Annotated in this window: 13 protein-coding genes; 12 read left to right on the top strand and 1 reads right to left on the bottom strand. The window is 49.1% G+C overall.

Annotated features, from left to right (window positions below):
* Positions 1–11: 11 nt before the first annotated feature.
* On the bottom strand, positions 12–1,991 hold the full coding sequence (locus tag BUA75_RS07465) for an ABC-F family ATP-binding cassette domain-containing protein (protein ID WP_165611974.1): 1,980 nt from the start codon (positions 1,989–1,991) through the stop codon (positions 12–14).
* Between the two features lie 160 nt (positions 1,992–2,151).
* On the opposite strand from BUA75_RS07465, the gene BUA75_RS07460 reads away from it, so the two are divergent.
* The 12 genes from BUA75_RS07460 to BUA75_RS07405 all read left to right on the top strand — a co-directional run bounded on the left by BUA75_RS07460 (position 2,152) and on the right by BUA75_RS07405 (position 14,736).
* Positions 2,152–3,078: a phosphatase PAP2 family protein gene (locus BUA75_RS07460; RefSeq protein ID WP_072873984.1), complete on the top strand. Its 927-nt coding sequence runs from the start codon at positions 2,152–2,154 to the stop codon at positions 3,076–3,078.
* A gap of 36 nt (positions 3,079–3,114) precedes the next feature.
* Positions 3,115–3,720, top strand: a complete 606-nt coding sequence (locus BUA75_RS07455) for a 5-formyltetrahydrofolate cyclo-ligase (protein ID WP_072873983.1) — start codon at positions 3,115–3,117, stop codon at positions 3,718–3,720.
* Positions 3,705–4,331, top strand: coding sequence for a molybdenum cofactor guanylyltransferase (gene mobA, locus BUA75_RS07450; protein ID WP_072873982.1), 627 nt, complete (start codon positions 3,705–3,707; stop codon positions 4,329–4,331). Before BUA75_RS07455 ends, mobA begins: the two co-directional genes overlap by 16 nt.
* 65 nt (positions 4,332–4,396) lie before the next feature.
* A complete protein-coding gene (locus BUA75_RS07445) occupies positions 4,397–5,386 on the top strand; it encodes a molybdopterin-binding protein (RefSeq protein ID WP_072873981.1) in 990 nt (329 codons plus the stop codon).
* Complete coding sequence (locus tag BUA75_RS07440; protein ID WP_072873980.1) at positions 5,379–6,020, top strand: molybdopterin-guanine dinucleotide biosynthesis protein B; 642 nt, start codon at positions 5,379–5,381, stop codon at positions 6,018–6,020. Before BUA75_RS07445 ends, BUA75_RS07440 begins: the two co-directional genes overlap by 8 nt.
* Positions 6,021–6,188: 168 nt before the next feature.
* Entirely contained in the window at positions 6,189–6,473 is a 285-nt protein-coding gene (gene groES / locus BUA75_RS07435) for a co-chaperone GroES (RefSeq protein WP_072873979.1), read from the top strand.
* A gap of 29 nt (positions 6,474–6,502) precedes the next feature.
* Entirely contained in the window at positions 6,503–8,131 is a 1,629-nt protein-coding gene (gene groL / locus BUA75_RS07430) for a chaperonin GroEL (RefSeq protein WP_072873978.1), read from the top strand.
* 161 nt (positions 8,132–8,292) lie between these two features.
* On the top strand, positions 8,293–9,294 hold the full coding sequence (locus BUA75_RS07425; RefSeq protein ID WP_242650272.1) for an AAA family ATPase: 1,002 nt from the start codon (positions 8,293–8,295) through the stop codon (positions 9,292–9,294).
* The gene (locus BUA75_RS07420) at positions 9,294–10,520 is read left to right on the top strand and encodes a DUF58 domain-containing protein (protein WP_072873977.1); all 1,227 of its coding nucleotides are present in this window, start codon (positions 9,294–9,296) and stop codon (positions 10,518–10,520) included. The genes BUA75_RS07425 and BUA75_RS07420 overlap by 1 nt, the downstream gene beginning before the upstream one ends.
* Positions 10,507–12,777, top strand: coding sequence for a DUF4129 domain-containing transglutaminase family protein (locus BUA75_RS07415; protein WP_072873976.1), 2,271 nt, complete (start codon positions 10,507–10,509; stop codon positions 12,775–12,777). Before BUA75_RS07420 ends, BUA75_RS07415 begins: the two co-directional genes overlap by 14 nt.
* Positions 12,778–12,841: 64 nt before the next feature.
* Positions 12,842–14,407 (top strand): glutamine-hydrolyzing GMP synthase, encoded by a 1,566-nt coding sequence (gene guaA, locus BUA75_RS07410; RefSeq protein WP_278247851.1) that lies wholly within the window; start codon positions 12,842–12,844, stop codon positions 14,405–14,407.
* Between the two features lie 23 nt (positions 14,408–14,430).
* Entirely contained in the window at positions 14,431–14,736 is a 306-nt protein-coding gene (locus BUA75_RS07405) for a Dabb family protein (RefSeq protein WP_072873974.1), read from the top strand.
* The last annotated feature ends 2 nt before the right edge of the window (positions 14,737–14,738 follow it).

Genomic DNA, 14,738 nt, shown 5'->3' with positions numbered 1-14,738 from the left:
TTATGCATGGTTTACCAGTTGTGGTTAAGACGCTCCAACTCCTCCAAATGTATCTGTGCGTGCTCCCAATCTTTCATGAGTTCTGCAAGATGAGTACGAATCTCATTTTCTTGACGCTGCCAATGTTCGAGTTCCGTCCATTGCTGTTCCAGCGTGACAGTCGTTTGTTGCTGCAAACAGCTTTCCAATTGAGTTTCAGCTTCTGCAATCAAGTTTTCCAATTTTTCCACACGCTCTCTGGCACGTCTGAGATCGGCGGAACGTACGCGCGTTTTTGGAATTTCTTTTAGCGAATTTTTCTCTGCGTTCTTTTGGCGCTCGTTGAACGCTATTTGTTGATTTTCTCTAGCACGTTCTTCGGCAGCTTCTTGAATCGCCTTTTCGCGCGCAAGCCAATCCGTATAATTCCCTTCGTGTAAGACGAGTCCATCTTTTGTAAGAACACCCACATGAGTAGCCATAGCATCAATAAAGTATCGATCGTGGGAGACAAACAGAATCGTGCCGGTAAAGTCCTCCATCGCTTCTTCCAACGCTTCTTTGGCTAACAAATCAAGGTGATTGGTGGGTTCGTCGAGTAAAAGCGTGTTACCTTGCAGGAGCATCAAGCGGCACAAATTGATTCGGCTCTTTTCTCCACCAGATAGACCCGCTATGAGTTTCTCTACCTCTTCACCACGAAAGAGAAAGCGCCCCAGCGCAGTTCGCACTGTGGTTTGGTCGAGATGGGGAAATTCATCCCATACTGCCGCCAGGACGGTCTGTTGGGGATTCAGATTTTCTTGTTCCTGGCTGTAGTAACCGAGATCGACATGAGTTCCATATTGAATTTGCCCCGCCAAAGGCAGCAGCTCGCCAGCCAATGTGCGCAACAATGTAGTTTTGCCCACACCATTCTCGCCAAGCAGAGCAACACGCTGCCCACGTCGAATGCTGAAATGGATAGGTGCTGTCAAAGGTGTTTGATTGTGGCCAATCTGTAAATCATGGACTTCCAACACATCTTTGCCAGATGGGCGGCGTTCTGAAAATTGCAGGGCGAGCTTTGGCGATTGGCTGTCAGGAGGTTGCAGCACCCCCATCCGTTCCAACAATTTGCGTCGACTTTGAGCCCGTTTGGTGGTCGATGCGCGGGCGATATTTTTCTGTACAAACGATTCAAGCCGCTGTCGTTCACTCAGTGCCGCTTCATATGCGTTTTTCTGCTGCTCCAGTTCCAAAGCCCGGGTTTCCACAAAATAATTGTAATTGCCAGGATAGCGTTTACCAGTGCCATGCTCTATATGGAAAATGGCGGTTGCCACCTCATCGAGAAAATAGCGATCGTGCGAAACGACAATGACGCTTCCTTCGTACTGCTGAAGATAGGTTTCAAGAAAACGGAGTGTGGTTGTATCCAGGTAGTTGCTGGGCTCGTCCAGCAGAAGCAGACTGGGTTGAGCGGCAAGCAGCCGGGCTAGAGCAAGGCGCGTCTTTTGGCCGCCGCTCAGACTGCTTACGGATAGCGTATGCGTTTCTGGTGGGAAGTTCATGCCGTGCAGAATTCGGCGAATTTGGGCGTCTATGCTGAAGCCACCAGCATCTGCAAATGATTTTTGTAGGTTAGCATAGCGTTCCATAAGCATGTTGTAGCTGTGAAGGTTCTCTTGCAGGGCAGGATCGGCCATCTGCGCTTCCATTTGGCGCAATTTCTGTTCCATCTGGCGGATCTCGCTGAAAGCTTTTTCCACAAACGAATATACGCTGTCCGACGCTTCGGCCTTGCCGGCGTATTGGGAAACGTAGCCGACGCTGGCTCCGTTGGCAATGGCGACAGAACCGCTATCGGGAGTAATTTCGCCCGCCAGAATGCGCAACAGCGTGGTTTTTCCCGCACCGTTGGCGCCAACAATGGCAAGACGTTCTTTTTCTTGCACCGTCAAAGAAATATTGCGCAAGATATCTATACCAGAGAAAGATTTAGCAATTCGGTTTGTTTGCAAAACTATCATGAACTGGCCTCCATGATGCATAGAATTCTCTTGTCCCATCCAGTGTGCTGTCCCGTTTGTGCGCTTTCTAGTGTACGCCTCCAGAAGCGCCTGGAAAAGTTGTTTCACATTGAATGTCCATCAATCGTTGTTTGACAAGGGGCGAGGAGAGGGTATTCTCATGGTGCAAACCAATTTTCCGCTGCCATACGGATTTGCCTGGCAGTATCGATGGATAGTAGCCATTCAATCGCACGCTTCGCCGCATCTTGATAGCCTGGCGCGCATGCTTTCTTGGCTTGGTCTAGAACCGTTTTACCTGCTTTTGTTGCCTGTTTTATATTGGTCTGTGAATCGCAAGTTTGGAATGCGAATGGCGTACGTGTTTGTTTTGGGCATGGCCGTCAACAGTTGGTTAAAAACGAGCTTCGGTTGGGTGCGTCCCATTGGCGTGCCCGGTATTCGCTCAGGGTATACAAGCTCCATAGGCGATGCCATCTATTCTATGCCAAGCGGGCATGCACAGGGTACGATGATGTTCTGGACGCTGCTTGGACGTTGGTTCAAACGCAAGGTACTCTGGGCAATAGGTATACTCTTGGTGGCACTGATTGGTTGGTCGCGCGTGTATTTAGGTTTGCACTGGCCCTTAGATGTAATCGTAGGCTGGGCGCTTGGATTTTTTCTTGCCTATGTGGGCTGGAGTATAGGAACGTGGTGGAGTTACCGTGAAGTGCCTTTTTCCTGGAAGTGGACGGCAGCAGTAGTTTTGCCACTGGTCTTGCTCAGTTTTCAACAGACAGCAAGTGGTCAACAGTATTGTGGTTTTCTACTCGGCATGGGCGTTGGGGCAGTCTTGGAAGAACGTTTTGTAGGCAGCGTCAGCGGAAAAAGTATCTGGCAGCGAGTAGCGGCCAGCATCATCGGCATGGCAGGATTAATTGGGGTACAATGGGGAATGAAAAGTGTAATTGCTCATGTCGCGTGGTCAACAGGCGTTGGACTGGTGGCACAAACGACTGCAATGGGACTGTTTGCCACATTTGTTGCACCACTACTCTTTCAGTTGGCTGGAATCTATGCTTCAAGAAATCAAACGACAGCATGAAAATATGTTTTTTGAGCTTGCTCAAAGGAGATTAAAGTGGCAGTGAATCCGAGGGAAGACAAACAGCGTTGGCGTAGTCAGATGCTTCGCCTTCGGCAGACACTCACTGTACCGGAAAGGCAGTACAAAGACGAGCAAATATGCGGGATATTAGAGTCTTTCTTGCTTTCCCGCTCTTGGCCTGTGCCGCATTCTATAGGATTATATCGGTCCATGCGCGGAGAAGTGAATCTATTTTCTCTGTTAGAACGTCCATCCCTTGCAAAATGGATTTTTGCCTTTCCGGCAGTGGAATCTGAAGAAAATCGGCAGATGCGTTTTTATCGTGCTGCAAAGGAAGAAGATTTTCAAACAGGACACTATGGGATTCGCGAGCCTTTGCGGAATGAACAGAACGCTGTAGAACCGCAAAATTTTGCTCTGCTTCTGGTGCCAGGCCTCGCTTTTACGGAAAGCGGAGTTCGTCTGGGTTATGGTGGCGGTTATTACGATCGCGTTTTGGCTGTTTTGCCGCCTAGCGTATTGAAAATAGGTGTACTCTATGCAGTGCAACGAGTAGCAGATTTGCCAGCAGAAGCGCATGATGTACGCATGGATATGCTGCTTGACGAAAACGGAGTGGTATCATGTTGCATGCCTTGATTCTGGCTGGTGGACAAAGCCTGCGCATGGGTGTGGACAAGCTGTCCCTGTTGCGTATTCCAGGCCAGGCAGATACGGTTTTAAGTCATGTCGTTCAAGAAGCGTATGCTGTGGCTCAGAGAGTTACAATCATTGGTGGAACCAGGGAAATGAAGCAGACGTGGCCTGCGGACATTGTCTACCAGCGCGATCGGGAAGCCTATCAGGGTCCATTACAGGCGCTAGCGAATGCTTGGCCGGAAAAGGATTTGCCTCATGTCAAAGGCTATTTAGTGCTTGCGGGGGATTTGCCGGGTTTGCAAGCGCTATACCTGAAGCAAATGTGGACCCTCTTTCAAAGCCTTCCATCCCATATAGAGGGTCTGATGGCAGTCTATGAAGGGCGTTGGCAACCGCTTGTAGCTATTTATCGGCCACATGTAGGAATGCTCTTACGCCAGGCGGCAGAACGTGGTGAGAAGCGGATTTTGCCAGTTCTGCAACAGATTCATGTACAGGAATGGCAGGATTGTGTCGATGACTGGGGATTGCGTCCTATTCATACACCAGAAGATTATCAAGCTTGGCTGCAGCATATCCAACTTCAAAGTATGGCGAGAAAGATTGAGTAGGTTCTCCGGGTCTATATGAACGGCTGGTATCGTTTGGCTTCTGAAAGCGAGGGAGAAGATTGAAGTTGCGGGAAGTCCCGGTTGAACAGGCGGTTGGCCTGGTTTTGGCTCATGATATGACGCAAATTGTACCTGGAAAATTTAAGGGAGCTGCTTTTCGCAAAGGGCATGTGATTCAAGAAGAAGATATATCCCGCCTTTATGATATGGGTAAGCGACATATTTATGTCATGGAGATAGATGCAGGAGAACTGCATGAAGACGAGGCGGCAGTTCGCATGGCTACTGCTTTGGCGGGCCAGGGAGTTCTTCTTGCACCTGTACATGAGGGAAAGGTCGTTTTAAAGGCAGCCACTTCCGGTATGCTTTGGGTGGATAAGCGTCGAGTCACGGAAATGAACGAGATCGACGAAATCTCTATTGCGACGAAGAAACCATATTCGCATGTGGATGCGGGAGAATCGGTTGCCGGACTCAGGCCAATCCCGCTCGTCATTGCTGAAGAGAAGATTGCCCATGTGGAACGTATGGCAAGAGAAGCGGTAGGCGGTATGGCGATGATAGATGTGCTTCCGTATAAGCCGCAATGTATTCATTTAGTCACCACAGGCAGTGAAATTGCCAGCGGACGTGTGCAGGATCAATCAGGTCCGATTCTCCGCGAAAAAATGGCCCGCTATGGTCTGGGTATAGCACAGCAGGTATTTGTGGGCGACGACACGTCAGATATTGAACAAGCGATTCGCAGTGCGCATGCTGCAGGAGCCACTCTGATTTGTGTGACAGGTGGCATGTCGGTTGATCCGGATGACAGAACACCTTTGGCCATTCGAAATAGTGCAAGTCAAGTGGTGAGCTATGGTACGCCTGTTTTGCCCGGATCTATGCTGATGCTCGCCTATCTGCGTGAAACGGTTATCTTTGGTCTGCCGGGTGCCGTGATTTTTGACAGTAAAACTTCGTTTGATTTGCTTCTGCCGCGCGTTTTGGCGGGTATTGCCATCACAAAGAAAGACATTGCGCAGTTGGGAGTAGGTGGCTGGCTGAATGCCTGATGAAATGCGTGTAGCGGGTATCGTTGGCTTTTCAGGGTATGGGAAAACTACTTTGATTTGCCGGCTTGTCCAATATCTTGCCAGTCAAGGTCAGCGAGTGGCTGTTTTCAAGCATGATGGACATTTAGAGCAGTCCTATTCAGAAGAAGTATGGCCAGACTGGCAGAAGCCGGGCAGTGATACGGATGTCTACGCGCGTGCAGGAGCGGCTTCCACTGTCCTCTTTGCTGCAGGTCACAGCCTTTACTATCAGCGCCTGGCGCAGCATGCTTCTTCCTCACCAGTATCGTCGGTTGAACAGGCTAACTATTGGCTGGAACGGCTTGCGATGCAGTGTCAACGGCCGCAATTTGTATTGGTCGAAGGCGTCAAAGATGCGCCTTGGCCAAAATTAGCTATAGCGCCTGATGAGCGACGTCTGCTGGAATTATTGCGTATTCCCATGAGCAATCTGCGCGCAGTTGTTTTATGGAATCACTCTGAAAGCCAGTTGGACAAGGAGTGTAGTTTTGGAGATATGAACCTGATATCCAGCCAAACGATTGCTGGTGGTGCTGCTTTTTTGGGCCTGCCTGTTCTGCCGGCAGACCAGCCACGACAATTGCTTGAGGCGCTGGGTTGGGAGTCAATGTGAGATGAGTATGGAATAGTAGAATTCTATGATTTTCAAAAAACCTAATTTTTTTTGTTGAGTGCCTTGCAAAGATGGGCTTAAGTCGCTATCATATTCACTGGTGTTAGCACTCAGGTTGATTGAGTGCTAACAAATGAAATGATGTTGACAATCAAGGAGGGTGTTCACATGCTGAAGCCACTCGCAGATCGCGTCGTGGTGCGTCCTGTAGAACGCGAGGAGAAAACCGCCAGCGGAATTTTCCTGCCGGACAATGCCAAGGAAAAGCCGCAAGAGGGTGAAATTATTTCTGTGGGTCCGGGCCGTTATGAAGACGGCAAACGCATTGCGCTTGACGTCAAAGTTGGGGACCGCGTCATTTACTCCAAGTACGCTGGGACAGAAGTGAAAGTGAACAACGAGGAAGTGCTGATTTTGCGCGAGAGCGACATTCTCGCGATTGTAGAAAAGTAATCTGCAACGAGACAGGGAGGGACTTTTGAATGGCAAAGGAAATCAAGTTTAGCGAAGAAGCTCGCCGCGCCATGCTCCGCGGTGTCGATGCTTTGGCTGACGCTGTAAAAGTTACGCTTGGACCTAAAGGCCGCAACGTGGTGCTTGAGAAGAAGTTTGGTTCGCCGCTCATCACCAATGACGGTGTCACCATTGCAAAAGAAATTGAACTGGAAGACGCTTTTGAAAATATGGGCGCACAGTTGGTCAAAGAAGTCGCTACCAAGACGAACGATGTAGCGGGTGACGGAACCACTACAGCGACTGTACTTGCTCAGGCCATGATTCGTGAAGGCTTGAAGAATGTAGCTGCTGGCGCAAACCCCATGGTGCTTCGCCGTGGTATTGAAAAAGCTGTAGCTGCTGCTGTAGAAGAAATCAAGCGCATTTCCAAACCTGTCGAAGGCCGCAAGAACATTGCCGAAGTGGCTGCAATTTCTGCCGGATCGGAAGAAGTTGGCGTATTGATTGCAGACGCTATGGAGAAAGTTGGCAAAGACGGCGTTATTACAGTGGAAGAGTCCAAAGGCTTTACCACGGAGCTTGAAGTCGTTGAAGGTATGCAGTTTGATCGCGGCTACATTTCTCCTTACATGGTTACTGACACGGACAAAATGGAAGCGGTTCTGGAAGAACCCTACATTCTGGTCACTGATAAGAAAATCGGCAATATCCAAGAAATCCTGCCCGTTTTGGAGCGCGTGGTTCAGTCTGGACGTCCGCTGCTCTTGATTGCGGAAGACGTAGAAGGCGAAGCACTGGCAACTTTGGTTGTCAACAAGCTGCGTGGAACCTTTACAGCTGTGGCTGTCAAAGCGCCTGGCTTTGGTGATCGCCGTAAGGCGATGTTGCAAGACATCGCTATCCTCTCCGGTGGCCAAGTTATCTCTGAAGAACTGGGTCTTGAACTGAAGAATACCACGATGGATATGCTGGGTCGCGCTCGTCAGGTGCGTGTTTCCAAAGAGAACACCATCATTGTGGACGGCAATGGCGACAAGACTGAAATTGAAGCTCGCATTAAGCAGATTAAAGCTCAGATTGAAGAAACCACCTCTGATTTCGATCGCGAGAAACTTCAAGAGCGTTTGGCTAAATTGGCCGGCGGCGTTGCAGTCATCAAGGTTGGTGCTGCTACAGAGACCGAGTTGAAAGAGAAAAAGTTGCGTATTGAAGATGCGCTCAACGCAACTCGCGCTGCTGTCGAAGAAGGTATTGTAGCGGGTGGCGGTACTGCGTTGGTCAATGCGATTGCTGCTTTGGACAAAGTGCAGGCTACTGGCGACGAACTGACGGGTCTCAACCTGGTTCGCAAAGCTCTGGAAGCTCCAGTTCGCCAGATTGCTGACAATGCTGGAGTCGAAGGTTCCATCATTGTTGACCGCCTCAAGAAAGAGGAAGTTGGCTTTGGTTACAATGCAGCTACAGGCGAATGGGTTGACATGATTAAGTCAGGTATTGTCGATCCGGCTAAAGTAACGCGTTCTGCTCTCCAAAACGCTGCTTCCGTGGCTGCAATGTTCCTTACCACCGAAGCTGTTGTGGCCGACAAGCCGGAGAAAGAAAAAGCTGCTGGCGGCGGCATGGGCGGCATGGGCGGTATGGACGGCATGATGTAATTTTGTGCAGACTGGTTTGGTTGTCTGCCAAAAAATCGGTGTCCCTGATGGGCGCCGATTTTTTTATGGAAAGAGTATCTGTGCTTGTTACCGCCAAATCGAATCTACTAGTCTGCGAAATCTTTCAGTCGGCAGGGATGTGAATTTGTGATAGATTGGAAGTGAATGATGAGGAAGGGGACGCGGCTGTGAAAGAAAAACGGATCGAAACAGAAGAGTGGAATCCACTGCTGCTTCCGCTTAAAGACGGATTGGCGAGTGTGGTTGTGGGCAAGGAAAAGGTTTTGAAATTGCTTTTAACGGCACTTTTGGCCAGCGGCCATTGCTTGATTGAGGATGTTCCTGGTGTGGGCAAGACGATGCTGGTCAAGTCATTGGCTAAATTGCTGGGTTGTGATTTTAAAAGAATTCAGTTTACACCAGATCTTTTACCTTCGGATGTCACGGGCGTATCTATTTATAATCAACGAACGCAAACTTTTGAATTTCGTATGGGGCCCATCTTTGGCCAGTTGGTTCTGGCAGATGAAATCAACCGTACATCCCCCAAAACGCAGTCCGCCCTGCTTGAAGCGCTTGAGGAAGAAGCGGTTACGGTGGACGGAGAAACGTATACGTTGCCTTCCCCTTTTTTGCTGCTAGCTACAGAAAATCCAATTGAATTTGAAGGGACGTTCCCGCTTCCCGAAGCGCAATTAGACCGTTTTATGATGAAAATTCACATGGGGTATCCATCGCCTGAAGAAGAACTCGTTATTTTACAGAAGCATGGTGCTGGTTCGCCATTAAAAAATCTTTCACCTGTGGCGAGTCCCACAGATGTACTCAACTGGCGGAATGAAGCCACGGCTGTGCATATGGAAAAAGAATTGCAGCAATACATTGTCACTCTTGTGCAAAATACGCGAAGGTTGGACAAATTGTTGCTTGGCGCTTCACCACGTGCGGCGATTGCACTGCAAAAAGCTGCCAAGGCACTGGCGTTTGTTTCAGGAAGAACGTATGTAGTGCCAGACGATATTCGCTATTTAGCTCCTTACGTGTTGAGTCACCGTCTCATTCTTGCTCCAGAAGCACGTTTGAATGGTGAAACAACGGAAGTGTTGATTGAGGAGGTGCTGGCCCGGGTTGCGATTCCTTTTCTACAGGGGGCCAGGGTTTAATGCGTCAAATCGTGGCTGTGGGTCTCAATTTGATTTTGCTGGCCGCACTTTATGTCTTTAGCCGCGTTCAGGGAGGATTTTTTTCTTGGTTTCTTTTTTATAGCGCTTCTTTTCTCTCGTTATACGAATGGGGAACAAGTGCATTCTCTTTGAATGGGGTAAACGTGGACTGTCGCATTTCAACGCACCGTTTGACTGCTGGACAATCGCTCCAACTGGAGTGTCAAATTGAACGCAAAAGTTTCTGGCCACTCCTCTGGGTGCGCCTCTCCGTAGAGACACAAAGCACGGTGGCTAACCTTCCATCGAAATGGATAGCGATACGGTTGCCACTTTTGTCTCGCCAATTTTCCTGTCGATTTACTCTTGACAATGCAGCCCGAGGCATTTACACATTTTCTGCAGTTTCCATAGAAACGAAGGATGTTTTTGGCTGGCAGAGCTTACGGTTTGAACAACCGTACATGGAGCGTGTGCTGGTGGTGCCGAAATCTATCACAGTGCGTGATTGGAAACCGCTTGCTACGGAACTGGGTGGTGCTGAACAGACTATCCGACAGCGGACCGAGGAAGCCAGTAGTGTGGTGGGGGTTCGCAGCTATCAGCCAGGTGACAGGCTCAGCCGAATTCACTGGCCCGCTACTGCCCGGCGTCATATGCTGCAAGCGAAAGAATTTGAAAGGCAGTTAACCATTCATCTCACATTTGTCATTGATGCCGCTGTTTTGTCGTACGCAACATTACCCGGGCAGACGTTTGAGCGAGCTTTGGAAATTTGCGCAAGTTTGATGCGCTATGCAAAGGAGCGGCAACAGCGTTTCACGCTGCTGTATCACTTGGGAGCACCTTGTTTATTACCAACCGGATCGAGCGACATTTTATTGATTCGGGCGATGGACAAGCTCGCAGAACTTCAACCGCGAGAATCAACGCCATTTGCTGTGTCGTTGCGCCGACTGGATAGTTTAGCTGCTGCTGGTAGCACGCTGGTGATTATTTCACCAGCGTTGACAGAAGAAGTCATGCAAGTGCTGACGTCCGTACGGCGACATCATCCTATAGAATGGATAATACCGATGGGTTATGCGGATGTAAGCCCAGCCACACAGCGCTGTGTTCAACAAGCAGCAAAACTTGGCGTACGTGTACGCCAGGTGCCAGCCACAACCATGCTCTCGCAGTCTATTCAAGCAGGAAGGGAGGGGCTAGGACGTGAGCGATACTAAAGTGGCTCATGTATCGCGGGGTGTCCGTTTGGCCATGGGTTGCCTGGCGGCTATTTGGCTCTATCTCTTTTTGCCGCCTATGGCTGCGCTTCAACTCTTACGCACTCCCGCTTCTTTCTGGATATTGTTGTTGCCCCTTGCCATCGTCACCCTCTTTCCGTCTCGACTTTTGCGTGCAGTTATCAGCCTGCTCGCTTCCTATGCCTACACTTTCTCTTACTATACCAACCATGCCGGGTTTACAGCGTTGCGCGAGCTTCTGAAACGTGAGCGAAAAGAAATGTTGTGGCTCCTTCAGCAGCATCATTTGGTCGATCCGCTTGCCACTCAGTTGTTTCTGTTTTTGCTGGCTGTTCTCTTTTGGTTAATTGTGTATGCCAGTCAGCATCGCCGTTTGTGGATTCTCTATAATTTGCTGGGTGTAATGGTGCTTGGAGTGATAGATGGCAATACCAAAGTCCATCCCAATATAGAACTTGTATGGATGCTCTTGCTTTTTGCAATCGTTCTCAGTTTGCATGGGCTGCGTCCAATATTCGCTGAAGGAAAGATGTTTGGATTGTGGGGACTGCGGTTGTTTACCCCCATGATTCTGCTCTTTGTTTGTTGTGCGGGTGTTGCTTTTGCCTTACCCAAACCGAAGGCGGCCTGGCCTAATCCATTGCAACATTGGATAACTTCCACACCGTCTGGGGTTGGACGCAGTCAGCAGACACCGGAACATTTTGTCGGTTATCAGTTAAACGACAGCCGGCTTGGAGGTCCTTTTGTCGAAAATGATACGCCTGTGCTTGACATTACGGAGTCCTTTCCGACTTATATCGAAGGTCAGGTTCTATCGACGTATACTGGACACGGTTGGATCAGTGCAGGCATCAATGGCAATGAGGCCAGCAACGTCAAGTTAAACCAGGTTGTCTACGGCGGGACATCTGATGCCTTGCAGCAGTTTCAGACACGCGAGAATATCCAAAATATACAATTGGTTGAATCTCTGCCTACCCATGTGCTGCCAGCTGGATATTTATTAAAAAAGGTCATACAGTTCCCTATGCAGGTCCCCGCTTTTGTTTTCGATCATTTACAAGGAAATCTTTATGCGCCACAACTTCCGGTAGATAGTAGCTATACTGTAGTCAGTGAGCAATTGGTTCATCCTTATCAAACTCTGGCTCAACATCCAATTTCATTAAATGGATTGAATATAGAACTTCCCGATTCGGTGGCAGAGCATGATTTGCAACTGCCTGCTGAATTGCCGCGTTCGGTATATCAATTAACCCAAAAAATTATTGCCGGATCGGCCAATGAATACAGTGCTGTGATGGATGTTATGCATTATTTGCAAACGCATTATAGCTACCATACGCAAAATATTCCCATACCGGGTCCGCATCAAGATTATGTAGCTCAATTTTTGTTTCAATCGCGGCGGGGGTATTGTAATAATTTTTCATCGTCCATGGCCGTCATGTTACGTACAGTAGGAATTCCAACGCGCTGGGTTACTGGATTTACAGCGGGTCAGGAAATTTCCTCTGGAGACAATGGTTCTATGCCCACCTATCAAATTAGTGAGAGCGATGCCCATTCTTGGGTCCAGGTTTATTTTCCAGGCTATGGATGGGTTCCCTTTGATCCTACGCCTTCCTATCATATGCCGTTTGCCCCGAATGTAACGGCGGGTTTGACTGGATTAGGATCGAGCTATGCGAAAACGCCTGCGAGTAGTCCTGCCATGAAACAACAGAATCCAACATCCACAAGAAGACGGGCTATTCCTATTCCTGGCGCACGCTTCCCATCAGTCAAGGCGTCTGTCTCATCTCAAGGCACTACTTTTCCCTGGTTGGCATTACTGATCTCGCTGGTAGGATTGGCAGCGCTCATGGTGGTTATCATCTTCTGGGGATTGCGCCGTCGTCGCCCGGAACGCACCTTGCGTGACTGGCAGACGTCTGATGGCAAACTATCTGCTCGGCCCATGGTCGTTTTAATTCGGCATTTGCAAAGAGTTGGGTGGTTGCCGAATCATCGCCAGTCTACTTTGCGCGATCTCGTTCAATTAGGAGAGCGTACACGCGCGGGTCGGGAAGGTATGCTGGAATTGGTGCGGACATTGGAGCTTCACTGGTACGGCAAACAACCGCTCGGACGTCGCAAGAGAGAGCGTCTGTTGGAATTGTGGCAGCTTTTTTATGCTGGCGTTGACAGGCGTACGAAAAAAGGTCGCCGCCGCAATGCGCGCACGCGTTGACCATTAGGCTTGCACTCTGTAGAATGAGGGGCGAATCAGCGCTTGTCCATACACAGTGGACATCGTGACACCAGGGGAGTGGAAATCACAAGTGTCCCAGCATGAAACGGTAGTGGTGATTGATTTTGGCGGTCAGTACAATCAATTGATTGCTCGCCGCATTCGCGATATGCAAGTGTACTCTGAACTTTTGACACCTACAGTCAGTGTGGAAGAGTTGCGAGCGCGCAACTTGAAGGGCATTGTCTTTAGTGGTGGTCCTAATAGTGTTTTTGCACCAGGTGCACCAACGGTAACACCGGAAGTTTATCAACTTGGCGTCCCCATTTTGGGTATTTGTTATGGTATGCAATTATTGGCTAAACATTTTGAAGCGCAGGTTCATCGTGGACTGGTTCGCGAATATGGACGCTCACAATTGCGACTAGAGCCAGAGCCGTCTGTACTTTTTAATGGATTGCCTCAACAACAGTCAGTCTGGATGAGCCATACGGATGCCGTTCAGGCTGTACCGCCGGGCTTCCAATGTGACGCTCGCACAGATAATGGAACGATTGCTGCCATGAGTCATAGAGAGCGGCAATTTTATGCTGTTCAGTACCATCCGGAAGTGCGCCATAGTGAATACGGCCTCGATTTGTTGCGAAATTTCCTCTTTGAAATCTGTGGTTGCAGCGGCGATTGGACAATGGACAATTTGATTTCCGAAAGTGTGTCTGCGATTCGTCAGCGTGTAGGTGGTGAACGAGCGCTCTGTGCCATCTCTGGAGGCGTGGATTCGGCAGTTGCGGCAGCGTTGGTACATCGCGCCATTGGTGAGCAACTGACGGCTGTTTTTGTCGATCACGGTCTTTTGCGAAAAGGCGAATCTCAACAGGTGATGGAATCACTTGCTGGCGATTTGGGAGTGCATGTGGAACGCATTGATGCTCGCCAGAGGTTCCTTGGTCAATTGACAGGAGTTAGCGATCCGGAGCAGAAACGAAAGTTGATTGGCACCGAGTTTATTCGTGTCTTTGAGGAAGCTTCAGAGCGCCTCGGACCATTTTCTTTTCTGGTTCAAGGAACCCTTTATACGGATATTGTGGAGTCAGGTACAGCGACTGCGGCTACGATTAAGTCGCATCACAATGTGGGTGGATTGCCGGAAGATATACGTTTTGAATTGGTTGAACCGTTGAAAGAATTGTTTAAAGATGAAGTGCGGGCGTTAGGAGAAAAACTTGGATTACCCGCAGCGCTTGTGCATCGTCAACCCTTTCCGGGTCCCGGTCTTGCTATTCGAATTATTGGCGACGTGGATGAAGAAAAGTTGTCTCTTGTTCGTGAATCAGATGCCATTCTTCGCGACGAGATTGCTAAAGCTGGACTGGATCGAGAGATTTGGCAGTACTTTACTGTTTTAACCGGAAATCGTTCTGTGGGTGTTATGGGTGATGAACGGACGTACGGATTTACAGTAGCTGTGCGTGGTGTAGTCTCGCAAGATGGAATGACGGCGGATTGGGCGCGTATTCCATATGACGTGCTAGAACGTATTTCAACTCGCATCGTTAACGAGGTACCGGGAATTAACCGTGTGGTTTATGATATCACTTCCAAACCTCCAGCAACGATTGAATGGGAGTAAAGTCAAGGAGAGGAGATTCTCGCATGATTCAACACATGGTGATGTTTCAATTTAGAGAAACGCTGAATGATGAAACATGGAGCATGGTCGAGCAAGGCGCAAGCAAACTCTCCAAAGAGATTCCCGGTATTCTTGGCATGCAGATGGGGAGAGACTTCAGTGGTCGTGGACGAGGTTTTAATGTTGGATTGACGGTACAATTTGTGAATCGAGAAGCGTTGGCTGCTTACGGTCCACATCCTGCACATCAAAGTTATGTGGAACATCTTCGTCAACTAGGAATGGAAGATTTAATAGTCATCGATTTTGAAACGGAAGGGAACGTCTGATA

The organism is Alicyclobacillus tolerans (genome assembly GCF_900142255.1).
In the GTDB taxonomy this organism is placed as follows: domain Bacteria; phylum Bacillota; class Bacilli; order Alicyclobacillales; family Alicyclobacillaceae; genus Alicyclobacillus_I; species Alicyclobacillus_I tolerans.
The sequence above is the reverse complement of the archived record's forward strand: the minus strand, read 5'-3'. Positions and strand labels throughout refer to the sequence as shown.